The sequence below is a fragment of the Methanosarcina thermophila TM-1 genome (genome assembly GCF_000969885.1).
In the GTDB taxonomy this organism is placed as follows: domain Archaea; phylum Halobacteriota; class Methanosarcinia; order Methanosarcinales; family Methanosarcinaceae; genus Methanosarcina; species Methanosarcina thermophila.
Genome location: NZ_CP009501.1, coordinates 1,892,666 through 1,918,788 on the forward strand (window position 1 = coordinate 1,892,666; position 26,123 = coordinate 1,918,788).

The 26,123-nt window shown below is 39.3% G+C and carries 23 protein-coding genes and 1 pseudogene; 17 read left to right on the plus strand and 7 right to left on the minus strand.

The annotated features are described in order from the left end of the window. Positions 1–1,888: 1,888 nt before the first annotated feature. The gene (locus MSTHT_RS08180) at positions 1,889–2,722 is read right to left on the minus strand and encodes an ABC transporter permease (RefSeq protein ID WP_048167357.1); all 834 of its coding nucleotides are present in this window, start codon (positions 2,720–2,722) and stop codon (positions 1,889–1,891) included. Next, positions 2,719–3,708, minus strand: a complete 990-nt coding sequence (locus tag MSTHT_RS08185) for an ATP-binding cassette domain-containing protein (RefSeq protein ID WP_048167358.1) — start codon at positions 3,706–3,708, stop codon at positions 2,719–2,721. Before MSTHT_RS08185 ends, MSTHT_RS08180 begins: the two co-directional genes overlap by 4 nt. 1,273 nt (positions 3,709–4,981) lie before the next feature. Here MSTHT_RS08185 and MSTHT_RS08195 point away from each other — a divergent pair. Both MSTHT_RS08195 and MSTHT_RS08200 read left to right on the plus strand, forming a co-directional pair. Further along, on the plus strand, positions 4,982–5,290 hold the full coding sequence (locus MSTHT_RS08195) for an Hsp20/alpha crystallin family protein (protein WP_048167360.1): 309 nt from the start codon (positions 4,982–4,984) through the stop codon (positions 5,288–5,290). Between the two features lie 121 nt (positions 5,291–5,411). Then, positions 5,412–5,621, plus strand: a complete 210-nt coding sequence (locus MSTHT_RS08200) for a DUF1059 domain-containing protein (RefSeq protein ID WP_048168475.1) — start codon at positions 5,412–5,414, stop codon at positions 5,619–5,621. A 92-nt stretch (positions 5,622–5,713) separates the two neighbouring features. Here MSTHT_RS08200 and MSTHT_RS08205 read toward each other — a convergent pair whose 3' ends face one another. Continuing rightward, complete coding sequence (locus MSTHT_RS08205) at positions 5,714–6,196, minus strand: TspO/MBR family protein (protein ID WP_048167361.1); 483 nt, start codon at positions 6,194–6,196, stop codon at positions 5,714–5,716. 354 nt (positions 6,197–6,550) lie between these two features. Here MSTHT_RS08205 and glnA point away from each other — a divergent pair, with 354 nt between their 5' ends. The 6 genes and pseudogenes from glnA to MSTHT_RS15520 form a co-directional block, all read left to right on the plus strand. Then, positions 6,551–7,894: a type I glutamate--ammonia ligase gene (gene glnA / locus MSTHT_RS08210; RefSeq protein WP_048167362.1), complete on the plus strand. Its 1,344-nt coding sequence runs from the start codon at positions 6,551–6,553 to the stop codon at positions 7,892–7,894. Between the two features lie 815 nt (positions 7,895–8,709). Further along, positions 8,710–9,762, plus strand: coding sequence for a class II glutamine amidotransferase (locus MSTHT_RS08215; protein ID WP_048167363.1), 1,053 nt, complete (start codon positions 8,710–8,712; stop codon positions 9,760–9,762). Then, positions 9,759–11,270 carry a glutamate synthase-related protein gene (locus tag MSTHT_RS08220; protein WP_048167364.1) on the plus strand — a complete coding sequence of 504 codons (1,512 nt, stop codon included), beginning with the start codon at positions 9,759–9,761 and terminating at the stop codon, positions 11,268–11,270. Before MSTHT_RS08215 ends, MSTHT_RS08220 begins: the two co-directional genes overlap by 4 nt. Positions 11,271–11,275: 5 nt before the next feature. Continuing rightward, the gene (locus MSTHT_RS08225; protein ID WP_048167365.1) at positions 11,276–12,019 is read left to right on the plus strand and encodes a GltB/FmdC/FwdC-like GXGXG domain-containing protein; all 744 of its coding nucleotides are present in this window, start codon (positions 11,276–11,278) and stop codon (positions 12,017–12,019) included. A gap of 6 nt (positions 12,020–12,025) precedes the next feature. After that, a complete protein-coding gene (locus MSTHT_RS08230; RefSeq protein ID WP_048167366.1) occupies positions 12,026–13,069 on the plus strand; it encodes a Coenzyme F420 hydrogenase/dehydrogenase, beta subunit C-terminal domain in 1,044 nt (347 codons plus the stop codon). Positions 13,070–13,349: 280 nt separating this feature from the next. Further along, a pseudogene (locus tag MSTHT_RS15520) lies at positions 13,350–13,616 on the plus strand (transposase); the annotation flags it as partial. Between the two features lie 284 nt (positions 13,617–13,900). Here the strand turns inward: MSTHT_RS15520 and MSTHT_RS08245 are convergent. Next, complete coding sequence (locus MSTHT_RS08245; protein WP_148704470.1) at positions 13,901–14,632, minus strand: hypothetical protein; 732 nt, start codon at positions 14,630–14,632, stop codon at positions 13,901–13,903. 464 nt (positions 14,633–15,096) lie between these two features. Here MSTHT_RS08245 and MSTHT_RS08250 point away from each other — a divergent pair, with 464 nt between their 5' ends. Next, a complete protein-coding gene (locus MSTHT_RS08250; protein WP_374756208.1) occupies positions 15,097–15,873 on the plus strand; it encodes a helix-turn-helix transcriptional regulator in 777 nt (258 codons plus the stop codon). A 291-nt stretch (positions 15,874–16,164) separates the two neighbouring features. Here the strand turns inward: MSTHT_RS08250 and MSTHT_RS08255 are convergent, their stop codons facing one another. After that, complete coding sequence (locus MSTHT_RS08255; protein WP_048167368.1) at positions 16,165–17,358, minus strand: M24 family metallopeptidase; 1,194 nt, start codon at positions 17,356–17,358, stop codon at positions 16,165–16,167. 404 nt (positions 17,359–17,762) lie between these two features. Between MSTHT_RS08255 and MSTHT_RS08260 the strand changes: the two genes are divergently transcribed. The 4 genes from MSTHT_RS08260 (at position 17,763) to hdrB (ending at position 21,137) form a co-directional block, all read left to right on the plus strand. Then, positions 17,763–18,302 carry a DUF2284 domain-containing protein gene (locus MSTHT_RS08260; protein ID WP_048167369.1) on the plus strand — a complete coding sequence of 180 codons (540 nt, stop codon included), beginning with the start codon at positions 17,763–17,765 and terminating at the stop codon, positions 18,300–18,302. Between the two features lie 80 nt (positions 18,303–18,382). Next, positions 18,383–19,090, plus strand: a complete 708-nt coding sequence (npdG, locus tag MSTHT_RS08265) for an NADPH-dependent F420 reductase (protein WP_048167370.1) — start codon at positions 18,383–18,385, stop codon at positions 19,088–19,090. 647 nt (positions 19,091–19,737) lie between these two features. Then, positions 19,738–20,223, plus strand: coding sequence for a CoB--CoM heterodisulfide reductase subunit C (gene hdrC / locus MSTHT_RS08270; protein WP_048167371.1), 486 nt, complete (start codon positions 19,738–19,740; stop codon positions 20,221–20,223). 11 nt (positions 20,224–20,234) lie between these two features. Then, complete coding sequence (gene hdrB / locus MSTHT_RS08275; RefSeq protein ID WP_048167372.1) at positions 20,235–21,137, plus strand: CoB--CoM heterodisulfide reductase subunit B; 903 nt, start codon at positions 20,235–20,237, stop codon at positions 21,135–21,137. 109 nt (positions 21,138–21,246) lie between these two features. Here the strand turns inward: hdrB and MSTHT_RS08280 are convergent, their stop codons facing one another. Together MSTHT_RS08280 and MSTHT_RS08285 are read right to left on the minus strand one after the other, a co-directional pair. After that, on the minus strand, positions 21,247–21,714 hold the full coding sequence (locus tag MSTHT_RS08280; protein ID WP_048167373.1) for a DUF1284 domain-containing protein: 468 nt from the start codon (positions 21,712–21,714) through the stop codon (positions 21,247–21,249). A gap of 52 nt (positions 21,715–21,766) precedes the next feature. Continuing rightward, complete coding sequence (locus MSTHT_RS08285; protein ID WP_048167374.1) at positions 21,767–22,300, minus strand: DUF1847 domain-containing protein; 534 nt, start codon at positions 22,298–22,300, stop codon at positions 21,767–21,769. A 452-nt stretch (positions 22,301–22,752) separates the two neighbouring features. Between MSTHT_RS08285 and MSTHT_RS08290 the strand changes: the two genes are divergently transcribed. The 4 genes from MSTHT_RS08290 to MSTHT_RS08305 all read left to right on the plus strand — a co-directional run bounded on the left by MSTHT_RS08290 (position 22,753) and on the right by MSTHT_RS08305 (position 25,926). Continuing rightward, on the plus strand, positions 22,753–23,091 hold the full coding sequence (locus MSTHT_RS08290; RefSeq protein ID WP_048167375.1) for a DUF134 domain-containing protein: 339 nt from the start codon (positions 22,753–22,755) through the stop codon (positions 23,089–23,091). Between the two features lie 54 nt (positions 23,092–23,145). Continuing rightward, positions 23,146–23,988 carry an Mrp/NBP35 family ATP-binding protein gene (locus tag MSTHT_RS08295; RefSeq protein ID WP_181952171.1) on the plus strand — a complete coding sequence of 281 codons (843 nt, stop codon included), beginning with the start codon at positions 23,146–23,148 and terminating at the stop codon, positions 23,986–23,988. Between the two features lie 562 nt (positions 23,989–24,550). After that, a complete protein-coding gene (locus tag MSTHT_RS08300) occupies positions 24,551–25,117 on the plus strand; it encodes a thioredoxin family protein (protein WP_048167377.1) in 567 nt (188 codons plus the stop codon). A gap of 125 nt (positions 25,118–25,242) precedes the next feature. Continuing rightward, on the plus strand, positions 25,243–25,926 hold the full coding sequence (locus tag MSTHT_RS08305) for a cytochrome c biogenesis CcdA family protein (protein WP_048167378.1): 684 nt from the start codon (positions 25,243–25,245) through the stop codon (positions 25,924–25,926). The last annotated feature ends 197 nt before the right edge of the window (positions 25,927–26,123 follow it).

The following is a 26,123-nucleotide window of genomic DNA, read 5'->3' on the forward strand; positions in this document are numbered from 1 at the left end:
AAAATAATATTTTTAGGACATTATGGCTTCTGAAGAGATAATTTACCTCAGAAAAATTAAAATTCAATTTAAAAAACGAGTTGTTGAGAAATCTCATAAGATAATTACAGCAAAAACTTCTGTTTTCAAATATTGGAAAACTATTATTTGTAAGGAGTTGTTATTCCTCACATTATATGTAAATTGATACTATACCTTAATATTGAAGCTCCTAAATGAATTAAAATAGAATAGCCTGATTATATTGTTTCAGGTTATCTACATAATATTCTTTAAGAGCATATATACAATCCAGATATAAGATTAAAGATACTTCAGATCCTTAAATCTTTTAGCTGGAAATCTCCAAGATTGTTTATACATCCCTGCAATCCCAAAAACTGGTTTTCGGGAGTATAACCTGGGAGTATAATAAAAATGAGTATTGAAGTAGGTTTGGAGGAAGCAGATCATATCCAAAGGATCCGAAAGTTGAGTTTAGTTAGTAAGCTATCAATTGAGTGAGGATAAACAAAACTACAATATTGGAGGGAATTAAAATGTTCTACTATATAAGTTATACAAAAATCACAGTACTTGTACAGATAATAAAGTTTAAGCTGATTTATATTGGCGGCCAGGGTTTTTGCGGCTTTGGAAGATTCCTCAGGTAAAATAGTATATGTCTACTGTCAGCTACCGTTACTAAGTGGTGTCCAATACAGGCTCAGACTGTATGCTCAGGCAACAGTGCAGCCTGTATAATCTTTTTTTCAGCATAATTGGTGATATTCTTAAACATAGATGAGAGAATTCAAGCCTTTTCCTGAATACTAATACAAGCATTAACTAAATAACATAAAAGTTCAGCTGCACAAATTTTTTAATGTAAGTTCTTTTTTGAGTACGATAGCAATCCATCGAATGGTTAATCCTGGCGTAAATAGTAGATTATCCAGACATAAAAACGGAAAGGTAAAGGACTTTTGAAAGCTATCAACAAATGTAAGAATAGAAAAATTTAAATTTTTGAGAAGTAGAGAACTTGAATTTTGAAAATGAGAGAAGTTTAGATTTTTGAGATGAGAAGAGGTTTTACTATTTTAATTGGTTATACTAGGTAAAACGTCTTTTGTGGAACCATCTATAAACATCTTTATCATCAAATTTAACCGTCATCAGATAATCGACGCAGTGAACTGACATTATAGACAGAGCTATAAACTGTCATAAGCACCTCATTTACAATTGTTTCAGACTATATAATCTCATAAAATGACAGAACTCCGTCTAAATGTCATAAATACAGGATTAACAGCCTGAAAATTTATGCATTTTTTCTATATTATAAACTTTTAAAGTGAGCTGCCTGCAATTTGAGGTATAGTAAAAGTTTTTCTGTTTTCTCTATGTGTTTCTGTTTTTCTCTAGCAATAATAGATCTAAGCCGAACTATGGAAATGAAATAAATCCTTAACTTAAAAATACAATAGGAATGAATCTGCCGCATATAGCCTTTAACAGTATAATACCATTCATGCCCCAGAGAAAGCATGAAAGCTTGAAGTTCTTAGCCCAGAAGAGTTTCCAGGCCTAAATGATTCTTCCAATATTCTGCTAGAAAAAGAATCAGACTCAGAACCCCAGGAGAGAAATTACTGCATAATTGCAATTATTACTTCTATAGTTCGAATTGAATGATAACTGGAAAATAAGCACGTTAAAAAGCCTGGATTACTTGGAAAACAAAAACTTAACTGCATGTTTTTAATTATAGCCCTAAGCACTTTTCTGAATTATAGAATTAGGATTGTAAACTTACACTTAAAATTTGGGAATAAGATTGCCTGCTAGACAGGCAATCTTTATAATCATGGTAAAAAATCGAGGGGAATGAGGATATACATACTTATATATCCACCTTATTAAACCTCCACATAGCAGCAGATAGCATTACAAGGGCGAAGATAATGAGGCCCACGAAAGAGAAGGTGATATCTGCCGTTGTATAAGAATAGTGATTCCCCATTACAGAGAAATCGGATCCTAAAGCAAAATAACGGATCCCATCTGCCAGCAGCGTAAGTGGGTTAAACATTGAAAGAAACTTGAGGATATTAGGAAATGCGTCGATAGGATAAAGGGCGTTACTTATAAAGAAAAGAGGCATGCTGAGCAGAGTAAGGATTGACTGCATCCCTTCAGGATTTTCAATAGTAATCGCAATGGAACCCGAGAGGAAAAGGAATCCCAGAGTAAAAATCGCTACCAGTAGCGTAATTCCCAAGATTGCGATAAAGGTCTCAGCAAGGCTATATCCCTTAAAGAAATCCATTCCTATAAGTATCCCGAATCCTATTATTATAAAAGTTTGAATAAGGGCCTTGGTCACACCTGAAAGCCCAATCCCAAGAATTATGTGGGACCTGGGAACCGGGCTTGCCAGGGTTTCCCTCAAAAGGCTGAACTTCTTATCAAACATAAGGGTTGTGCCCCCAAACAGGCTGCTGAACAGGACATCCATTGCAATTATTCCTGCGCCCATATACGAAAGGTAATCTACTACAGGAACTCCGGATGTAGTGGGGACAAGCGAAGTTAATTTGTCAAAACTATCTGACATAGCAAGCCCGAAAAACGCCAACCACATCACAGGCTGGATCATTGAACTGAAGAGCACCGATTTAAATCTAAAAAATTTCACCATCTCTCTCCAGTATATGGCATGAAATTCGAAGTTCACTCAGACATCCCCCCTATTTCTGTTCCTTGATGGTTTCCATTCTCATTGCCTTCTCTTAATCCATGACCTGTGTAATGAACAAAAACATCATCCATTGAGGGCTTTTTAATATTCACAGTTGTAATATCTATCCCTTCTCCCCGCATTTTGTCCATAATTAGAGGGAGCGCATGGGTAACATCTTCCCCTATTATGACTCTAAGAGACTTGGTATCTTCTGTTACGCTTTTTACTGATTTAAGTGACCTTAAAATCTCTGCAGCAACTTTGTTATTAGTAGTTTCTAGATAAATAAGGTCTTTACCAAGTTTATTCTTTAATTCATCGGATGTTCCGGTGACAATTATTTTTCCATGATCAATTATGCTTATTCTGTCGCTCAACTGATCTGCTTCTTCCATATAATGTGTTGTCAGAAATATGGTTGTGCCTTCTTTCTTGATCTCTCTAAGATATTCCCACATTTTCATTCTCGTCTGGATATCGAAACCCACAGTAGGTTCATCAAGGAAGAGGACTGCGGGTCTTGTCATTAATCCTCTTGCAAGTTCAAGCCTTCGCTTCATACCACCACTGAGATCTTTTGCCAGAGTATTCCTTTTACTCTCCAGATCTGTCAGCCTTAAGAGCTCATCGATGCGTTCTTTTCTTTCCTTCTTTGGCATTGAATAAATCTTACCGTGATATTCAAGGTTTTCATATACTGTCATCTCATGATCAAGGCAAAGCATCTGGAAAACAATACCTATCGATCTTCTTACAGATTTTGGATCCTTTGCGACATCATATCCATTGACCCTGGCCTCTCCCTTCTGGATCTTTTTCAGTGTTGTAAGAATATTAATCACGGTACTCTTGCCCGCCCCATTTGGACCAAGAAATGAGAAAATTTCCCCCTGTTTTACAGTAAAACTTATGTTATCGACAGCTTTTATAGGACCATATGAATGTTCAAGATTATTTACTTCTATGACATTTTTGGTCATTGATAAATCAACCCCTTCCCTCTACCGTATCATATCACTCCTGTCATTTATACTAGATCCGATTATTAGATCTGTTAACCCCATTATTAGACCCCCAATCTATAATGGGTATGGATTAGTAAGCAGATTGTTGACCCCCTAATCTATAATGGGTGTGGATTTAGTAAGCAGATTATTAGCAATTGAGTTTGGATAAATATCTTAATAGTTTTACACATGTAGTTATGCTTCTGATGGTTTATATAAATAGGAAATAAAGATTCTAAACTAACTTCTGCTAAGCTCCCCATTTTCGTTTAGACGTTTCAAAGATACCTGATAGATCGTCGAAATCAATTTCACTTATTGAAATGTCCCCCCAATAACTTCTCCTTTTGTTTTTTATTGATAAACCTCTTCCTTATTAAACTTGAGATAAGAGAATAAAATATATGAGAAAGATAACTTTATATCATTGGACATGCCTCGAGACGGATTTCCATTGATTTTAAAATCAAATTCCTTTTAAAAATAATTGTAGATTAATATTACTCCCAGTTAAAGAACAAATTTCGCACTATATAAAGTTGTCTGTTCTAAGAATTAATGCTGTCTTTTACACAAGTATCTCATACTCCAAATAATATTCCAACAGGCTTTATAATTTAAGGGCTTTATCTATACAAATATACGAACACGGAATATACTCTAAGGAGATTAAATAAAAACTAAAGCCCCCCTAATATCAAAAGCTTAAAAATTTTATACAGAACATGATTATATGAATTCAAATAATGAGTTTGAATGAGATCTTCCTCACAAATATACCTGTTTAAAACAAATTTATCTAAGTTGAGCTTATGTAAACAACTCTCCAGCTTGCATATTTTAAGGATGCTCAATTAAGGTATTTTGGAGATATATATAAATACTTTAATCGGTGATGTTATTTTGGGGGAGATAACGCAAATACTTTGAAAATCCATTGGCATCAGTGCATATCCTTACAACGAGATTTAGAACCTGCAAATTGAAGTAATTCCTCCAGGAGTGGAAAAGAAAGATATTACTTTTAAGATTATCGAGAATAACTTCTACATAAAGCTATCAAAGAAGGTACTGAGTATGCAGACCTTTATATATCTGCTGCCCAGTAAGCTCGGAAAAACGGATGCTAATTATCCAAAAAGCATATTTAAAGTGATTTATATCAGGCTTTTGAAAAAGCAGTGGACATAAAAAACCTATTGAGTAAAGAGATCTACGGTAAATTTTTTAAGGGGGAGAGAATACTATGGAAAGTACTATACCCAGAATATTGAAAACTCCAATACTAGCAATGTATCACGATGACAAACGCCAGCTTCTTACTCTGGAAGTTGAACTTCCCGATGTAAAAAGTGAAAACATAACGCTTTTGATGCATGAAAACAGCTTCTACATTAAAGCTTTCAGTAAAACGGTAGAGTATATAGGATCCTTCTTTCTAGATGGACCCGTTGATCCAGAAAAAGCAACCGCTGTCAATGAAAATGGCATGCTTACTATCAAAGTACCCTATAAAGAAAGCTTCACGTGTGCAAGATATGTTCCGATTCAGTAACTCAACAAGAAATGAACTATCGGAAAAATAATCTGAAAAACTAATTTTGCATTCTATTAATCTTTATTATTCTCTGAATAAGATAATTCTGATTGAGAGCGGTTTGCGCAGAGGAAACATCATGAAAATAATAAGATGCGGGGATCTGGGGTTCAAGTGTAACTTTATGGCTGCTGGCAGCAAATTGGAAGAAGTTGAAAATGCCATTTTTGATCATATAGAAAAACAACATGGAAAAGAACTTCAGAGTATGTCCGAAGATGACCTTCGCCATTTGAAGCATAGGATATCGACCCTTCTGGGAAGAAGTTGCGGCTGTGGAGCTCTGTAATTTTATAAGGGATAAATAAAATTATGGAGATAAGGATAGGTTTTAAACAAGCCTGTTTTTAATCCAGAAAGCAAAAAAGTCTCAACCTTCAGTTACGGGTTAAGAATCCAGAGATAGTAGTTAAGCAGCATAGCGAAGCTAACCCATAGGATATAGGGGAGCAGCAAATAAGAAGCTGTTTTTGAGATTTTCATGAATTTCACTATTGTCAGAAAGATTGCAAGCCATAGCAAGATAATTTCGATAAAAGCATAATATGGGGATTGTAGCCCAAAGAAAATAAAAGACCATAGAGCATTAAGGATTAACTGAACACAGAAAATAAGCATCGCCACCTTGACCCCCTCTTTTTGAAGCCCTTTTTCCCACACAAGGTAAAATGAGATTCCCATAAGCGTAAAAAGCGTAACCCAGACTGGGAAGAAGAGCCAGGATGGAGGAGAAAAAGTCGGCTTTTGCAGTAAAGGATACCAGTTCTCTAGAGAGGTAGCTGTAAACACCGAGCCTATTGCCCCTACAAACTGGCAGAGCAAGATAGAAACAAGAAGTTTGAAAAAATTGATCTTTTTAACCATACTATACCCAGAATTTATTCTGTATTTCAACCGTTATTAATATTAAGTTTCAAAAAAACTTTAAAATTTTTTTCCTTTAGATTACAGCCTTTTTGCAAATATGCGCTGTCAAAAAAACTTAAATTGCATTAAGAGATCGAATCCTTTGGTAGCTTTAACGACTTTATATACCAGATTAGAAATATGTTCAACAGAATGGGATAGAACACACGAATACTTTTACATATAACATATTTTTGATAATCAAATAGTTCAATGTTTTATGGAGGAATGGGAAAGATATATATATCTGTGAGTAGGTAATAGGATACCTAGTGAATAGTTGTCTAAGTTATAGTTATGGATGGAAATCAAATGGTGCAGATAAGAAAGTGTACAACCAAAGAAGATGTAATGGAGACTGTAAAAGAAAGAGACGTGAAGTTTATCCGGACCCAATTTACGGATATACTCGGCACCATTAAAAGCTGGGCAATTCCGGTCGAACAGCTGGAAGAAGCTTTTGAAAACGGGGTAATGTTTGATGGGTCATCCATCCAGGGCTTTACAAGGATTGAGGAGTCTGACATGAAACTTGTACTTGACCCGTCGACTTTCAGGATTCTTCCCTGGAGACCTGCAACCGGTGCAGTTGCCAGGATACTCGGAGATGTGTATCTGCCTGATGGACGGCCTTTTGAGGGAGATCCGAGATATGTGCTTAAGAGTGCAATTGCAGAAGCCGAAAAAATGGGGTACTCAATGAACGTAGGTCCTGAACTGGAATTTTTCCTTTTCAAACTTGATGCAAATGGGAATCCGACTACAGAACTTACGGATCAGGGAGGATACTTTGATTTCGCGCCCCTTGACCGGGCACAGGATGTGCGCAGAGATATTGACTATGCTCTAGAACATATGGGCTTCCAGATTGAAGCCTCCCATCATGAAGTAGCACCTTCCCAGCATGAGATTGATTTCAGGTTCGGAGATGTACTCAGTACTGCAGACAATGTTATAACCTTCAAATATGTGGTAAAATCGATTGCATATCACAAAGGTTATTATGCTACCTTTATGCCCAAACCTCTCTTTGGGGTAAACGGCTCAGGCATGCACACAAACCAGTCTCTATTCATGGATGGTAAGAATGCATTCTATGACCCGGATACTCCAACTCAGCTTTCACACGGCGCCATGTATTACATTGGTGGTCTATTAGCACATATCAGGGAATTCACTGCGATTATAAACCCGGTAGTTAACTCCTATAAAAGAATTGTGCCCGGATATGAAGCACCAGTTTATATAACCTGGTCTGCAAAGAATAGGAGCTCCCTGATTCGTATTCCTGCGACCCGGGGCAATGGGACAAGAGTAGAATTGAGATGTCCTGACCCTGCCTGTAACCCATATCTTGCTTTCGCCCTTATGCTCAGAGCTGGACTTGATGGGATAAAGAATAAGATTGATCCAGGAGAGCCTACTAACGCGAACATCTTCCATCTGACAGAGAAAGAGCGAGAGAAGAGAGGTATTCGCTCCCTACCTGCAAATCTCAAAGAGGCAATTGATGAAATGCGAGGCAGTGAATTCGTAAAAGAAGTACTTGGAGAGCACGTTTTCAGTCACTACCTCTGTGCTAAAGAAATGGAATGGAACGAATATAAAGCAATAGTTCATCCCTGGGAACTGGACAAATACCTTCATATGCTGTAATCCTACCAGCTCCTGGAATCCATGCATATCAAAAAGCTCAGTGAAGCAGATTAAAAAAGGTTCATTCAGAATTGGAAAAGATTCATTCAGAAGATACCTTCGGAGAGGTGTGCCCCAGATTTATAAAAGAAGCCAATAGATCAGAGAAGAGTCTTCTCACTCAATCAGTTAGTTTCCGCTTAACCGGTTAACATCCGGTTTAACAGATTATGCTATATTACAGGTTTATTACAGGTTTTTCTATTTCCTTCCTTGATTAAAGCCTGAAAAATATTAAGATTAAAATACTTTCTTATAAATTCCAATGTTTAATTACTTTTTTTCACGAAGAGGCAATCTGCACATGCAGGGATAACATTGATGTTCAGAGGACGGTGATGGAGTAAACTTTAAAGAGCAAGTGTCAGATAGAAGTGAAGAAGAGAAAATAAAAAAATTAAAGACAACAACACATTTTGCTTTGCTGGTTTCCCTCAAGAACTTTTAGCCGGAAAAAGAAACATATATATATTGTCAAATAGGTACTAAATTACTTACTTCCCTTAGTGATAACCCTCTCAATGTATGTTAAGAAATGAAACCATATATGGGAGCGCTATTTATCACTCACATTAATTAGATAATTTAGATTGAAACAAATTTAGTTAAAGCTCCTCAAATCGCGGAAACTGACAAAAATTATCCCTGAAACCCAGTTTTTCAGCTGGCAAATTTTTTGAACTATTTCTCAAAAATGAGCCGTAAAAATAATCCAGAAAGTTATTGATGAATATACCACGTTATGTTCATTCCTATCCATTTCCAGAGTGATAAAAATGTGTGGAATAATAGGCTTAATAGACCGAACAAAGTCCAGAATGGACGGGTCGAGCATAAAAGCTGCCCTCAGCCTCATGGATGAAAGAGGTAGTGGAGATGGGGCAGGCTACGCCGCATATGGAATTTATCCAGAATATGCAGATTACTATGCTCTTCATGTTTTCTTTGACAATTTAGGTGAACCAAAAAAGAAGGTAGATGAACTCCTTGAACAGTGGGGAGAAATTGTTCACCAGGAAGAAATCCCAACAACCCCTCAGCCGGGCATGAAGAAAGTGCACATCCCATGGAGATACTTCTTTAAGCCCTCAGAAGACCTGATAGTAGGGAGGATGGAATCTGAGAGTGATGTTATCACTTACATAGTTATGGAAGTAAATACCAACATAAAAGGAGCTACAGTCTTTTCCTCAGGAAAAAATATGGGTGTTTTCAAAGCTTCCGGCTGGCCCGAGGACGTGGGAAACTTTTACAGAATTGAAGATTACAAAGGATATATCTGGCTTGCCCATAACCGCTATCCTACAAATTCCCCTGGCTGGTGGGGAGGTGCTCATCCTTTCAATCTACTTAACTGGTCAGTAGTGCATAATGGAGAAATTACCTCTTATGGCACAAACCGGCGTTATGTCGAAGGATACGGATACAAGTGTACCCTGTTTACTGACACTGAAGTTGTAGCTTATCTGTTTGACCTGCTTGGAAGACAGCATGGACTGTCACATGAAATGGTTGTCAGGGCTTTAGCTCCTCCTTTCTGGGACGAGATAGACCGGATGCCAGCAAAAGAGGCAGAATTGAACAAGGCAATCCGCCTTACCTATGGGCCTGCCCTCATGAATGGACCTTTTGCAATTGTGGTCGGATCAGAAGATGGTATTGTCGGCTTTACTGACAGGATTAAACTGCGCCCCCTTGTAGTTGGTGAGAATGGAAATCGGCTCTACATTTCCAGTGAAGAAGCCGCAATAAGGGTCATTGACCCCGAAGTTAAAAATATATACACTCCCAGGGCAGGAGAACCAGTAGTAGGGAGGTTTATTGAATGACGCTCGGAAGCGTGCCCCCAAAATTTAAGGTAAGCATTGACCGCGACCAGTGTATGGACTGTGGACGCTGTATTGAGAATTGTTCCTACGGTGTTTACAGGAGAGAAGGTGACAGAATCCTGGTGGAATCCAGAAAATGTACAGCCTGCCTTCGGTGCGTTGCTATGTGTCCGAGGGACGCAATTACACTTATAGAGAAACCTGTTGACTATCGTAGCCACCCCCTCTGGACCAGAGAAGTAAGAGAGGATATTATTAAGCAGGCTCGCAGCGGAAAGATTATTCTTTCAGGAATGGGAAACGCCAGGGATTTGCCAACTGTCTATGACCGCCTTCTTCTTGATGCTTGCCAGGTTACAAACCCGAGCATTGACCCCCTGAGAGAACCTATGGAACTCAGGACTTACATAGGAAAGAAACCATCCAGACTCAAATTCAGGGAGACCGAGAGTGGAGACATAGAACTTGAGACAAAACTGGCTCCAAACCTCGAGCTCAATACTCCAATCATGATTGGACATATGAGTTTCGGAGCTATCAGCCTTAATTCCCAGCTCAGCATGGCAAAAGCTGTAAAAGAGATAGGAACCTTCATGGGAACTGGAGAAGGAGGTCTGCATAAAGAACTCTACCCCTACCAGGATCATATGATTGTTCAGGTAGCATCAGGCCGTTTTGGGGTCAATATTGACTATCTTGAAAGGGGAGCAGCCATTGAGATTAAAATCGGTCAGGGCGCGAAACCGGGTATTGGAGGACACCTGCCTGGTGAAAAGGTTAACGAAGAAGTTTCAAGAACTCGTATGATTCCACTTGGTAGTGATGCGATCAGCCCGGCTCCTCACCATGATATTTACAGCATCGAAGATCTTGTCCAGCTCGTTCGAAGTCTCAAAGAAGCAACCGAATGGAAAAAGCCTGTCTTCGTGAAAATCGCAGCTGTGCATAATGTAGCTCCAATTGCAGCAGGTATCGCCCGCTCTTCTGCAGATGCAGTGGTAATTGATGGGTTCCGAGGTGGAACCGGAGCAGCCCCCAAGGTATTCAGAGATCATGTAGGAATACCAATTGAAGTTGCAATTGCAAGTGTTGACAAGAAACTCAGAGAGCAGGGTACAAGAAACGAGATCTCGATTATTGCAAGCGGTGGAATAAGAAGCAGTGCAGATCTTGCTAAATCAATTGCACTTGGTGCAGACGCTGTGTATATTGGTACTGCTGCACTTATTGCTCTGGGCTGCAGAGTCTGTGGTAATTGTTATAGAAACCTCTGCCCATGGGGCATTGCTACCCAGGAGCCACATCTCATGAACAGGATCGACCCTGAAAGGGGTGCAGTCCAGGTTGCAAACCTGATCAAAGGCTGGACTTTAGAACTCAGCGAACTTATGGGCGCTGCAGGAATTAACAGCATTGAAAGCCTGCGTGGAAATAGAGATCGCCTGCGTGGATATATGCTGGATGAAGGAATGCTTAAAATTTTGGATGTACTTCCAGCGGGGGCCTGATTGAGATGAAGACGGTAAGAATTGATGCAAAAGATATGCATTATACCCCCCTGAACCAGAAGATCCGGGCTGCAGTTGCGGACGGGGCAGAAGAAATCATACTCGATAATGTGCTTGGACAGCGCTTTATAGGTGATGGATTAAAAGGCAACGTCCGGTTAATAATTAACGGAGTCCCGGGCGGAGACCTGGGGATGTTCATGAGTGGGCCGACATGTATTGTAAATGGGAATGCTGAACACGCTCCTGGCAACACTATGGACAGCGGCATGCTTGTAATTCACGGAAGCGCAGGAGATGCAGTTGCACACAGCATGCGAGGAGGAAAAGTCTTTATAAAAGGCAACATTGGCTACCGGGGAGGCATTCACATGAAACAGTATGGAGTGGAATCCAGACCTGTACTTGTAGTTGGAGGTACAGCCCACTCCTTCCTCGGAGAATATATGGCAGGCGGTCTTGTGCTCGTACTGGGCATCGGTAAGGACGAAGCGATGACAGATAGGGGTATAGGAAGCGGAATCCATGGTGGAGAAATTATCATCCGTGGGGAAGTGGACGATTATCTGCTTGGAATAGGAGCCAAGAAGTTCGAGTTTACCGAAAGCGATCTTGAACGCATTGCCCCGATTATAAAGAGCTTCTGCGAGCAGTTTGGATATGACCCTGCAGAGTTCCTGAACACTAACTACACGAAGATCGGACCTGCAAGCAGCCGGCCTTTCGCGGGCAAATATGTCTGGGAGTGATGAGAGATGGCAGAACAAAAACCAATAAGCAAAAATTATCTTGATCTCAAATCAGAAGTCTGGGACGAAGGCCTTTGTTCAGGCTGCGGTGCCTGCATTGCAGTCTGTCCTGCTGATTCCCTGTACTTTGAAACCGGTGGCGATTCTACACACCCAAAGAGCAATAACTATTGTAAAGCCGCTGTTGATGGGGTCCCCTGCGGAGCCTGCTATGAAGTTTGTCCGAGGCTCGATGAACAGCCCTCAAGCCTGCTCGGAGATTACCTGGAAATCATTGCCGGAAAAGCCGAGTTCGATATCCCGAAAAAACAGAGTGGAGGAGCAGTCACAGCAATCCTTGCAAACGCGCTTGATACAGGTCTTGTAGATGCCGTGGTTACGGTTACTGAAGATCCCTGGACCCTCAAGCCGCATTCCATGGTAATAACCAGAAGTGAAGCCCTTATCGGTCAGGCAGGAAGTCGTTACAATTGGTGGGTTCCTCTTGTTTCTTCCCTCAAGGAAGCAGTCGTAAACAGGAAGTACAGGAACATTGCAGTTGTCGGAGTTCCCTGTGTTGTCCAGGCAGTCCGCAAAATGCTTGAAACTGACCACCAGCTTGTGCAACCATATAAGAAGTCTATCCGTTTCGTTTTCGGGCTTTTCTGCACGGAGAGTTTCGACTATGAAAAACTTATTGCAGGCAAGCTGAAAAGCGAGTACGCCCTTGAGCCCATGAAAGTATGCCGTATTGACGTTAAGGGCAAGCTCGAGATTACCTTAAACGATGGGACACAGTATGTAATCCCTCTTAACGAACTTGAGGACACTGTCCGCCCAGGCTGCGGCGTCTGTACAGATTTTACCGCTCTTAAAGCCGATATTTCTGCCGGGTCTGTGGGAAGCCCGGACGGCTACACTACCCTTGTCGTGCGCACACTTGTAGGACAGCACCTTCTTGAAAGTGCAGTTGCCAACAAGAAATTAAGCATCGGCGGTGAGGTCAGCCTCGGCATAATTGAAAAACTTGCAAAGAAAAAGCTTGCAAGAAAACCTCAGAAATCAACGTAAACAAATCGGAGAGGTGAGGCTCTGAGCTTCATCTTTATTCATCTTTTTATTAAATGTTATTTTGTTAAGTATCATTTTATTAACCTTAACTCATTTTGTCAACGTCGTGAATTTACTGTAAATTCGAAGTTAAATTTTTGTTCATTATGGGTAAAATTGATCTTGCGATATTGAATTTTCTACCCAATAACTTTTTGAGATTTACAATTTTACAGAAAATTAGGTACACTGCCGAGAAGATTAAAGCAAACTCAATTATACCTTTAAAAGAAAAAGGAAGAAGATAAAGGGAAAATACAGAAAAAAAAGTTGTTTAGGTTTTGACAAAATCAAGTATAATAAACGGAATATAATGGAAACAACATTCTCTGTTGTCAAAAGGAAGTTTGGAGAAGTACTTAGAGCAAGAAAGTTCTTCAATCAAGTCAAAGAAATAAAAATTAAACTGATAGTGTATAACATAAACAAAAAAGTGACAGAAAGATCTGCATCAAAATTAAGGATTTCTACAGAGCCGATACAGGATTATTACAGAGCCGATATATAGGCTCATTATAGCAATCGGTTAAAAACAGAGATTTAGTAAAATTCTCCCTAATAAATTCCCAACTTAACTAAAATCATGTAGAAAAGAAGTCCAAGAAAAAAAGATACCATAAGTGAAATTTTGATTAACATATAGTCATGTACTACATTTTTAGCCACAACTTCGCTAAGTATGAGCATAGCAATAACCATAAAAATTGAAATTAAAACCCCTAATATCTGTTGTCTTTCCATGTTATCACCAAATAAAAATGGCGGTTGATTAAAAAATCAGCCAATACTCAATTAAACCGTATACCAATGACTACCAATTTTCATGTAAATATGACCTGTTAGTATCATTGAGGCTACGTTTGCGTAAGGAATCCGCACATCTAAGCTACCATCTGAATTTTGTTCCATCCAATAAACGGTTTGCACTCCTATAGTGACTAGTGCAGCTAGTATTACTGAAGCAGTAGGTGATAAAAATGAACCTATTATAGCAGCTAATGCCGCAGCTGCGGCTGTTCCTACATCTGCAACATATGAGGCGTCTGTTGGGGAGAAGTAGATGTGTATTCCACCTGTTATGGCGTCACCATACTGTTCGATATAACTTCCATGCCAAAAACTTGTCCTAGCCGCAGAAATTGCTGCTGCAACTGCCGAACTATCATTGAGACTTGAAGCAGATACGAGCTTTTTGGATACCAATTCATTCTGATCTACAAAAGCAAAATTTACTCTGTTAGGATTCTCTTCATCTTTCCATGAAATAGCGTATCCAATTGATCCATCTTGTTTCTTGAAAGATACTATCTTTTCGTTATCGGTTTCTTTCAATACATTCACGTTTTCTGATACTTTTTTGAGGTCTTCCTTAGAAATTGATTTTTTGTTCGAAATGTCTATTGCATCAGCATACTCTTTATTTTGAGAAATGTCAGCCTGTGCACTTACAGCAGGTACAAAAACAATACTTACAAGAAGCATTGCTAAAATTAATGTTTCTATTCCAATTTTGTTCTTGATCATTTGTCTAACTCCTAGTTATTTTTTCCCTCGGAGGCAGGATCAGACAAGCCTTAAATACTCTTAAGCTATCATTTCCTTGCCTCAGGGCATGTGGAGTTCAAATGTACTCTGCAAGGTTTGTTTGAACTTCACATACAAAAATATCTCATAATCTTCTCTTATACATTTGTTATGTCGATGAATTTTTCATCAGTCCGATTAACATTCATTAAACCGATTATCTTTTTCATCAAAAACAGTGAAGTTTCAGAGCTCTAGCTGACGTCTAAAATTCGACCTTACTTTTAGCAAATAATCTGAACATTCTTCTCTTCACTAAACAACAAAATTAGCAAAGTGATACTGATATACATGCCCCAACAAAAGAAAAGAATATATTACATCAAAACAATTTAATAAGAAAGTGAGGAAAAAATCTGTAGATGTGGCGACAGGAAATGAACAGCTTCGAAATTTATAGAGAAATGGGAGATGGCATTCAGGCAATATACAGGTCAAAACTTCTAACAGAGATACTTCTGTCATTAAATGAGGACAGCAGAAAACTTTCTCAACTGCGTGAAATTACCGGAAGTACTTCTCAGGTTATAATTCCAAAGCTCAGGAAACTCGAAGCAGATCATCTGATAGAAACAAAAGGACGTGAGTATTTCCTGACGTCCGCAGGAAAAGTTGTAGCTTCAGGAGTAGCTGACTCTTTTATAACATTTTGGACAGTTGATAAATTTAAACATTTCTGGTTGAGACATTGCCTCGAAGGAATTCCCGTTTTCTTCTTAAAAGAAATCGGATGTCTGTATGAGTCTGAAGTCCTCAAAGATAAAGGTATGAAGATCCTTAATGTTTATAACAACCAGTTAAAAATAATTAAAGAAGCAGATCATATATATGGTATATCGTCTGTAGTGACCAGCGGATATGCTGATTCAATCTCTGAAAGAGTGAAAGAAGGAATCCCTGTTGAGCTTATAGTTTCTCTTCATGTTGCAGAAGAATTGAATCAATCACCTTACTTGGAAAAAGTAGAAGCACTGAAAGATTATGAAAACTTCAAATTAATTGTCATGGATCAAGATATCAAAGTGGGGCTCATTGTTACGGATAAACACCTTTCTCTGAGCCTGTACAAAAAAGGAAACGTTGAATACGACATCAGTACAGGACTATTCAGTTCTGACTCGAAGGCCATTGAATGGGGAGAGAGGCTTTTTTGGTATTGTAAAGGCAGGCAGAGTTCATAAAAATGAAATCTGTTTTTGCAGTTATCGATCAAATCAGGAAAAATGGATATACCAGCCTTGTTTAGTCAGTTCCTTGGGTAATTGCCCAATAAACTGTTGGACTATTGACTTTTAAAGATAAGCCTCTACAAGCGCCGCCAGGCAAGCTGGCGGGAGCACTTTCTAACTTATGGATTGAAAAATATTTTTGGGTCAGAAAAGTGTTTTTCGGAAAGGAAAAATGCCGTTTTCAGGCATCTGGAAATAGCATTATCCTGTTAGTAAGGAGCCTCCTAGATGCTTGATTCGCAATTAAAATACAGGGATCAAGCCAGGATTATACCCTGTAATGCATTCTCCACCTTTAGCAGTTACTATAAATGTATTCTCAATTCCCACCATTCCGATATTTTCAATCCCTTTTTTAGGTTCGAGGGCAAATACCATTCCTTCCTGAAGGGGTTCGTCAAAACTTTCTGCAATTACAGGCGTTTCATCGATTAAAAGTCCAACTCCGTGACCCAGGAATTTTACTTTACGGTTGCCAAAACCCATAAAGTTTTCCAGGAATTCCGAATCGAGCTTATTCATTATGGTGGTGTAGATTTCCGAGGGAATTGCGCCGGGTTTTAACATTGAGGCAGCTTCGTTCTGTATATCCACACATTTATTATGGGCATCTATGGCATGTTGTGGAAGAGGAGAGCCAAAAATATATGTCGTGGTTTTATCCGTGTGATAACCATCAACCCCACACCCGACGTCAACAAAGACAAGATCTCCTTTCCTCAATTTTCTGTCACGGCTGCCTAGCACAGGTGCTGCAGGGCATAACCCGTACTTTCCTCCGGGTCCATTAAAATAAGTCGGATAGATAGAGCTTTCACCAAAACAGACATTTCCCAGAATCATTTCTGTATCGAACATGCCAAAACGGCATGCTCCGTGATGACCTTCCTCTACAAGAACTGAAAACAATTTGGTTGCCAGGTCGCTTTCACTCATTCCTTCCTGAAGCATTTCAGGTACAAGCTCTTCCAGCACATGCTGGTGAATCCTGCCGGCTTCTCTTATCAGGGAGAGTTCATATTCGCTTTTTATTGCTCTGACAGCGCAAATCTGGGGGTCTACGGGTTTGAAATTCTTAAAAGGGAAGTATTTCTGGAATCTCTGGTATAGAGCCAGAGGAACTACCTCTGTTTCCAGATATACCGTATCCGGAAGCACGTTTATATTTTTTGCAGCATCACGAAAGCTATTCATATGTTCTATGCTGGGAAATAAAGATTCATCCAGGGCTCTTTCATAACTGCGGCGTACCCATAAGGTTGCTTCTCCGTGCCTGGGGATAATCAACATCCCATCCTGCATTGTACCCGTAAAATAATAAAGGTTTATTTTACTGAAGATGACAGCTATCTCCCATTCTGGATTTGAGATGCTCATTTGCTTTCTAAAGTTATACATGCGATTTTTCAGTTCGGTTAAAGGTACTTTCTTAATCATAAGGATCCCTTTTACTAATATATCAATTGCAAATTATAGAAGTGTAACCTGTAGTGGAGAATATAATGGAAAAATTATAATTATGATGTATAAATACACATAATAGATATACATAATAACTGTTATTCCTCGTAACAAAAACTTTATTTCATTCCGATTTTCTCGTAAGATTTCTTATTCCCCACCAAAGTAATTGTTATTTCTCTAGCAAGGATTTCTATTTCTTACATCGCTCACTTAAAAAGATAGAAAGGATTTTCAAGGTAATAGAATTTCAGTTCATTTCTGAAAACAGAAATAATAACTAGAAAGGAAGCAAATTAAAAGGATACAAATTAAAAAGTAGCAAATTAAAAAGTAGCAAATTAAAAGGAAACAAAAGGGCTTTTTGATAAGGGGCTATCATGTTAGGAAAATTCGAAGATCTTATTGAGAAAGCTTCAGAGATGGGGCTCAAAGCTTATTTCGTGGATGCGGGGGATATTCCGGTTGAGAACAGAATTGCCCTGAAATGTGCTTACGGTTGCAGAAGTTATGGAAAGAGGTTGAGTTGCCCTCCTCATATCATAACGGTGGAGGATTTCAGAAAAATCATAGGGGAATACAGCAGCGCGCTTCTACTTATCGATGAACGCGATACTTCACAGATTCCGGATATACAGGAAGCCTGGGGAGAAATTCGTAAGGATTCTTTCCATAAAATGCTGGAACTTGAATATGAAGCCTTCAGGGAAGGTTTCACTTTTGCCCATCTCCTGAGACCCGGCTCCTGTAACGAGTGCGATACATGTAACCTTAAAAAATGCATAAAACCGGAATTGAGACGCTTTGCACCTGAAGCTGTAGGAATAAACCTTCAGAAGGCAATGGAAAAAGCAGGACTTGTACTTGAGTTCTGCAAGCCTGAGAAAACCACATGTGTCGGGGTTTTGCTGCTAGAATAAAAGCTCAGGTAGACAGAAGTTATATTAACTCTCAGACATATTTTATGGGAGATATAGCAAAGCTGGAGGTATAGTTCAAATTGAATTCTGATAAGTTGAAAATAGCTGTCCTGGGAGGAACCGGAAATATAGGGGAAGGCATGGTGCTCAGGCTGGCACTTCAAAACCTTATGGCTGAAGGTGTAAAAAACGAGGTTATTATAGGGTCCAGATCCAAGGAATCAGCCAATGAAGCCGCAAAAAAAGCTTTATCCGAACTTGAGAACTGCGGATTTGATACATCCAGGATAGGCATTACAGGAAGTAGTAACCTTGAAGCCGCACAGGCTGCTGATGTAGTAATCCTTACTATTCGTTTTGACCACGTTTTGCCTCTGCTGAATGAGATTCAGGAGGCTATTGAAAATAAGATTCTTATCACTCCAGTAGTCCCGATGGTAAAGGAAGGAAACTTATTCGTATATAAACCTCCGGAAGAAGGTTCAGCCGCCCTTGCAATTCAGAAAAGAGTTCCGTCTTCTACGAAAGTTGTGGCAGCCTTCCATAATATCCCTGCAGGGAAATTGAGGGATATAGTAAAGTGCAAGGATGTACATGACTCAATAATATGCAGTGATGACGAAGAAGCAAAGAAGCTGGTCATGGAGCTTACGAAGCATATGGGATGCCTGAAGCCCCTGGATGGAGGACCTCTTAAACAGGCAAGCACTGTGGAATCACTCACACCACTGATGATAAACCTCGCAAAGCTTAATCAACTTAAAGACCTGGGAATAAATTTTTCCTGACAGAATCTTGAAAAAAATGAAAGATATACAGGAAAGAGAACGGCGAAAAAATAATTTTGAATCCGAGAGAATGAATATAGCTCAAAAAACTTATTTTTATATAATAGAAGAGATAATATATTTAGGGCACAGATAAAGAAATCAGAAATGCCAATCTTTGCCTGAAGATATAATTTATAATTCTATCAGTAGATTATCAATAAAATAAATTATTTAACCTTGTCAATAAAGACAAATTTATGATTCTTCATAAGTAAAGACAAATTTATAATTCTTAGTAAAAAACTTATAATTAATCAGTAAAATGTGATCTCTAATAACTGATGAGTAAAAATAAACCTTGATAACTTATAGTTGCCAGTCTTTATCCAAATCTTTAACTATTATCAATAATCCCGAACATATTTAGTTTATGTTAAATATTATGAGAGAAATAGTCAGGATAAGAAAAATCTGTGATTAGAAAATTGACGAGTAAAGAAGCTGGAAAAACGCTTGTTACGAGGAAATTTAACAGAAAAATGTCTGTTTATTGTGAAAATTCGTAGATTAATTCCTGCTACGAAGTTTCCTCTTGATCTCATTATTTTTTGCTTACCTTTCTTTTCTAAAAAGGATGAATCAACTGAATCAGACAGTGAACCTGTATGAGTGAAAAATTGTCAAAAGTATTAAAGGCTGCAGGGCTTGACTTACTCTCCTGCATGCAGTGCGGTGCATGCACTGGAAGTTGTCCTTCTGGGAGGCATACCGGACTTAACACGCGAAGAATTCTTCGGGATGCACGCAAGAACAGGGCGTCAGTCCTCTCAGATGATGCTCTCTGGCTCTGCACCACCTGCTATACCTGCCAGGAGCGCTGCCCACGCGACATACCAATTACTGATGCTCTCCTTGAACTCAGGAGGCTTGCGGTAAAAGAAGGTTTCATGCTTCCCGAGCACAGGCGAATATCGGAAATGGTTGAAGAGTGTGGGCATGCAGTCCCTCTGGACGAAGAGACAAAACAAAAAAGGGAGGAGCTTGGGCTTGATCCCATACCTGAGACCGTCCAAAAGTATCCTGAAGCCCTTCAAGAGGTAAGAAGTCTTCTCAAAGCCTGCAAATTTGACGAACTGACGGCTGAAAAATAAGGAGACAGAATATGAAAAAACTATCTCTATTTCTTGGATGCATTGTACCCAATCGTTACCCGGGAATTGAAAAAGCAACTAAACTCTGCCTGCAGAAACTTAATATAGATGCAGCTGACCTACCCGGAGCCTCCTGCTGTCCAGCTCCAGGAATCTTCAAGTCCTTTGATAAAGCTACCTGGCTTGCCCTTGCCAGCCGGAATATAGTTCTCTCAGAAAAGCTGGAAAGGGATATCCTCACAGTCTGCAATGGCTGCTATGGCTCTCTGGCAGATGCAAATTTAGAGTTAAAAAAGGATCCTGAGTTAAAGGCATGCACAAACAGGTGCCTTAAAGAAATCGGAATGGAATTTAAGGGTACTGTTGAAGTGAGGCATATAATCGAATATTTATACAAGGAATTTGGACCTGAGAAGCTCAAGGAGCATGTCACAATCCCGCTTGACCTTAAAGTGGCACTGCACTACGGATGCCATCTTATCAAACCTTCAAAAGACCGTAAACTCGGAGAAACAGAGGCTCCGGTTTTCTTTGATGAGCTTGTTGAAGCTACAGGTGCAAAAAGTGTAGATTATACCGATAAGATGATGTGCTGTGGAGCAGGAGGGGGAGTACGTTCAGGGCATGCTGCCGAGTCCCTTGAGATGCTTGAGAATAAACTCGCCTGTATTAGGCAAGCAGGAGTGGACTGTATTGTCAATGCATGTCCTTTCTGTCATCTTCAATTTGATAGGGGACAGCTTGCAGTCAATGAGAAATTCGGAACGGACTATTCAATCCCGGTTCTGCATTATACCCAGCTACTGGGTCTTGCTCTTGGCGTTACCCCATATGAACTCGGGATAGAACAGAACGCAGTTCAGAATATCGAATTTCTTGCAAAAATCTATGAGATCAATGCAGGTTTAAGATAATAGTATCACAGGTAGAAAAATCCCATATTAAAATTTGAGAAAAAATAGTTAAAAAGGATTTTTCATTTTTACAAATCCAAAAAAGATTTTATCTTTCATAACCTGTAATTCAGGTTTTATTTTCACACTTATCTTTCATCTGCATATACCATAGGCATTTCTGTCTCCATTTGCAGGTTCCACAGACTTCCTCAATATCGGACGCATTGGCAAGTTGTGAATTGATTAACCTGAAGGCTTCATCTGCCTTCATAACAGTTCCTTCTTTTATTTTTAATTTCTCCATAACAACAAGATCCATATTCCTGATCCTGCGGGAGGCTATTGATTGCTGCGCAGTGCATTCCCTTTGGTTTGGGCAAGAAGTGCAGATTACATCACATTCGGATACAAGTTCCAGAGGTCTTGAAGGGAAAGCCTTTATATCCGAAATTACAGCCCGCATATTGGCTACAAAACCCTGGCTGTACCCATAGCCCTGAAAACCCTGAATGCAGCAAAGGTGATGGGCTCGAATCTTCAGGCATTCAGATCCGGTCTTAGAATCAGATCCCGATGTGTTCGACTTTTCAAACATGTGTTTCTCCAGGATTTGAACTTATAGAACTAAAGAATTCACTATATAAATCTCATTCTATAAAATCAATTTCTGAATCGGTTAACTGAGGCAATTCATTAACAGGCAGTATTATTGAAGGAGCTTCCGAATATTTTGCAAAGAGAATATCATAACCTGTCTTAAGTCCAATCATGATATTGAGATCAGTGAGGTCATCATTTAAGAGCTGAGCCTGGCCTATTGGATTACAAATTGCTTCAAACTCCTGATCTTCAGATTTCTTAATCCCGAGGCTGGCTTTTTCGAAGCTGGAAACTTTACAGCAAACTGAGAACACATCAAAATACCTTGAGAGGATGTTATAAATTAACCTGGCTTCTCTCTCATACTCAATACAAAATGCGATTCCTATTTTTGTATATCCAAGTTTTTTTGCATAAATAGCTATTTCTTCCAGTTTTGTCCTTTTCAAATGATCGGATTCAAGCCAGGCAGAAATCTGGATTGATTTCAGATCGTCGCCCGTATACTCAAGCACAGATTTAATGACAGAACAGTTTTTGCCTTTCGCGCATTCCTTAATCCTGCATAATGCACACTGCACACTTTTTTTCTCCCGAATAATTAACATAAATAAGGTTTATAGTCACAAGTAAGCTGTAAAGATATAAATATTCCTAAGTGGGATATAAAAATATATTGATAAAGTGACATATGAAAAACCAAATTTAGATGAAAAAATCCAAGCAGTAAATTCCAGAAACAAAAATTCTGATTAATGGTCTCTATTCACGTTTTGCTCTGAAGTCCATGTTGTCACCCCCCCCATTGAAGAGCCCTGCCTTTTGTGCCTGCAAAGATATGGATTCCAAAGGAGCCGAATATGTCAAACGCTTTCTGCCTGATCTTTTTGCATGCATACTCTCTGAGAATTGATCCTAACTGGAGTGACAGGCATTTGATTTAATTTCACTCCTTTGTACGGAAATATTTATATTTTTCTACTTAAAAAGAGAAATTGTTATATATTTATTCTGCAATGTGCATAAGTAACCTATGAAAAAATGCAGAGGAAGACCAAAGTGCCCTAGGCGGGTAGAACAAACGCCTGAGGTCACGTATTTCAAGCCCAGAGGGGTCCCGCTATCTAATCTTGAGGTTGTATCTATTACAGTTGAAGAACTTGAAGCCCTGAGGCTCGTTGACGTTGAGGGACTCAGGCAGGAAGATGCAGCCATCAGGGTAGGAATATCAAGGAGAGCTTTCTGGGAAGACCTGAAAGCTGCCAGAACAAAGATAGCTTTCGCCCTTAGCACAGGAAAAGCAATTGAAATAAAGGGCGGCAATTATATCAATCCTGAGAGCGCTGGCATTAGTGAAGATGCTGACACGTAAACGAGAAATCTAAAAACCGGAAAAATGTGTTAATATATCAAACAGGCGATAAAAATGACAGATAAGGTTCAACCACTTGAGAGTATATCTAAAAAGCCAGAGGAGCCGAAAATAGTAGTCAACCTCAGGCGCATCAAACGCAAGATTATGATAATGAGCGGGAAAGGGGGAGTAGGGAAAAGCACAATTGCAGCAAACCTTGCTGCCGGGTTAGCTCTGCGCGGATACAGAGTTGGGCTTCTTGACTGCGATATTCACGGACCAACTATTCCTACGATTTTCGGGCTAGAATCTGAAAGACCCAATGTTAATGAAGAGGGTATTCTTCCAATCCAGGTACTTCCCAACCTTTCGGTAATGTCTGTCGGTTTTCTGCTTGAAAACAAAGATTCTCCTATAATCTGGAGAGGACCTGCCAAAATGGGGGCAATTAAACAGTTCCTGGAAGAAGTTAGCTGGGGAGAACTCGATTTCCTTATTATAGACCTGCCACCAGGGACAGGAGATGAACCCCTGAGTGTAGCGCAGCTGATTCCCAATTGCGATGGTTCAGTGCTTGTTACAACTCCTCAGGACGTAGCTTTGATAAGCGTCCGAAAATCAATTAAGTTCTCTGAGAAACTTAAAGTACCTATTATAGGACTAGTTGACAATATGCATGGGCTCATCTGCCCCCACTGCGGCAAACCAATAGAAGTGTTCGGAACCGGAGGCGTGGAAAAAGCCTCAAAAGACTTCAATATTCCAATTCTTGCCAGACTTCCTATTGAACCCAGAGTAGCAGAAATGGAAGATAAAGGCACTATTGTCCAGGGTCTGCTTGAACACAGTACTGAATGGCAGAAAAACTTTGAAGCCGTCATTACCGCAGTAGAAAAGACTCTGCAAGAGGAGTAAGGTAGAAGAGAAAATAAGAAAAGAATTATACAAGGGAAAAGTTTACAATTTTTCCTGATTTTTAATTTTTCCAATTGGCTAACTTCTTAGCAGCTAACCTCTTTCAAGAGGCTGATTAAGGCGATATAATTAGCTGTTTTGAAATTTTTTCATCTTATTACTGTTTTTCTATGTTCTACTCTGTTTTTCCGCTTTTTTCTGTTTTTCTCTATTTTTTCCTACTCTATTCTTCTTTCTCTGTTTTTTCTTCTCTGTTTTTTCCATGACTTCTTACTTTTGTTTTTTAGAATCCTGTCATTTAAGTCTAATTTAATATATTTTCTGCATACCGATAGTCTCCTAAACTGGTCATTTTTCCCTCTCTTAATGGTTAATTATTTGAGGTTTATTGGTAATTCTACTTTAGAGTTAGGATTTCACAATCAACAAAAATAAGGTTGTTTGTGAAAAGAGAGAATTATTTTGCACATAACGGTAATTGTTGTGTTATGTGCAATTACAACATATAGGTAAAATACAGCATATAGACAAAATATTACAAAAAAAGATTAACGTTGAGAACATGAAGAAATCGGTTATACTATTGGTTCTCCTAGCAGCTATGGTTTTTACTGCGGGTTGTGCTGAAGAAAGTCAGGAAAATTCTACAAGCACCCAGGCAATTAAGGAAGGAGTTGGCGTTATTGAGACAACCGAGCTTGAACAGAACGCAACCCTTCAGGAAGCCCAGGAGGAAGGTGGTGTTGTTGAGGTGATCAACCTTGAACAGATAAACGCATCCATTCAACAGGGACCTGTTCTTATGAAAATCGGGTCTGAAAGGTGCGGACCATGCAATGCCATGAAACCCATGCTCAAAGAACTGGCAGCAGAATACGAAGGAAGAGCCAGGATTATCTCCGTAGATATAGACAGGAGCCCCGAGCTTGCAACCTATTTCAATATAGGTCCTATCCCTGACTCAACTGTAATCGTAAGCATTAAGGACGGAGAATATATCTATATGAAGCAGGATGGGGGCGTCACTACAGACAGGCTCCAGGCAAGGGTTATCGGTCTCAGAGAAAAAGATATATATGAAGACCTTATGAATCTCGCCCTTGTCCAGGCTGAGAAAGATAAATCATAATAAAAAGCCCATGAACTGAATTATTTTCAGAACACTATATACTTGAAGCACTGATTTCCAGCAACCTTAAGATTTGATAAAAACTGTACTATATAAAACAAAAATCAAAACAAACCTGAAGAACCATGTTTTATGATATAATTTCCCCTCAAGCGGCATTTGGCACAGGAATTATCAATATCTTAGCTGCATTTGCTGCAGGAATTCTCAGTGTCTTCTCCCCATGTATTCTCCCACTTCTGCCTGCAGTCATGGCAACATCTGCAGGAAAAGGAAAACTAAGACCTTTTGCGATAGTTGTCGGAGTTTCGATATCCTTTACTATAATGGGAGTAGTAACCTCAGCTTTTGGTGCAGCTTTCCAGACTTATATAAACCAGCTGAAGATTCTGGCGGGGATCTTTATCCTTTTAATGGGCTTTGTAATACTTCTTGATGTAAGCCTTTTCAATGTATTTTCAAGATTCCCCCTGCTATCAGGAATGAATGAAGAGGGATCTCTTTCCGGACTTTTGCTCGGGCTTTCCCTCGGTGTGCTCTGGATACCGTGTGTTGGCCCGTTTCTGGCATCTATCCTGGCTATGGTAGCTCTGGAGGGCAACCTAGCTAATGGCGCATTTACGCTTTCAATTTACTCACTGGGATTTGCTATGCCAATGCTCTTGCTCGCATATTCAGCCCACTTTTCTTCCTCTAGAATTCGACTTATTTCAAGGTGGGATGCGATTCTCAAAAAGGGAGCTGGAATAGTACTTATCCTGGTCGGACTCTGGATGATACGCCAGAATCATATCCAGTGGTTTATTTAAGAAAGCTAGATAAAGATAAAAGCCGGGGACTTAATGGATCAATAGGTTCTGATCCATCACCAGAAGGCACGAATCCTGCTCAATTAGATAATGTAAGGAATACCTTCAACTACCATTCATCACACCTTATTTTTTTTTCAGAGAATAGTAGTAACATACTCAAAACAAGATCTACAAATTTATCCTACTCTAATCAA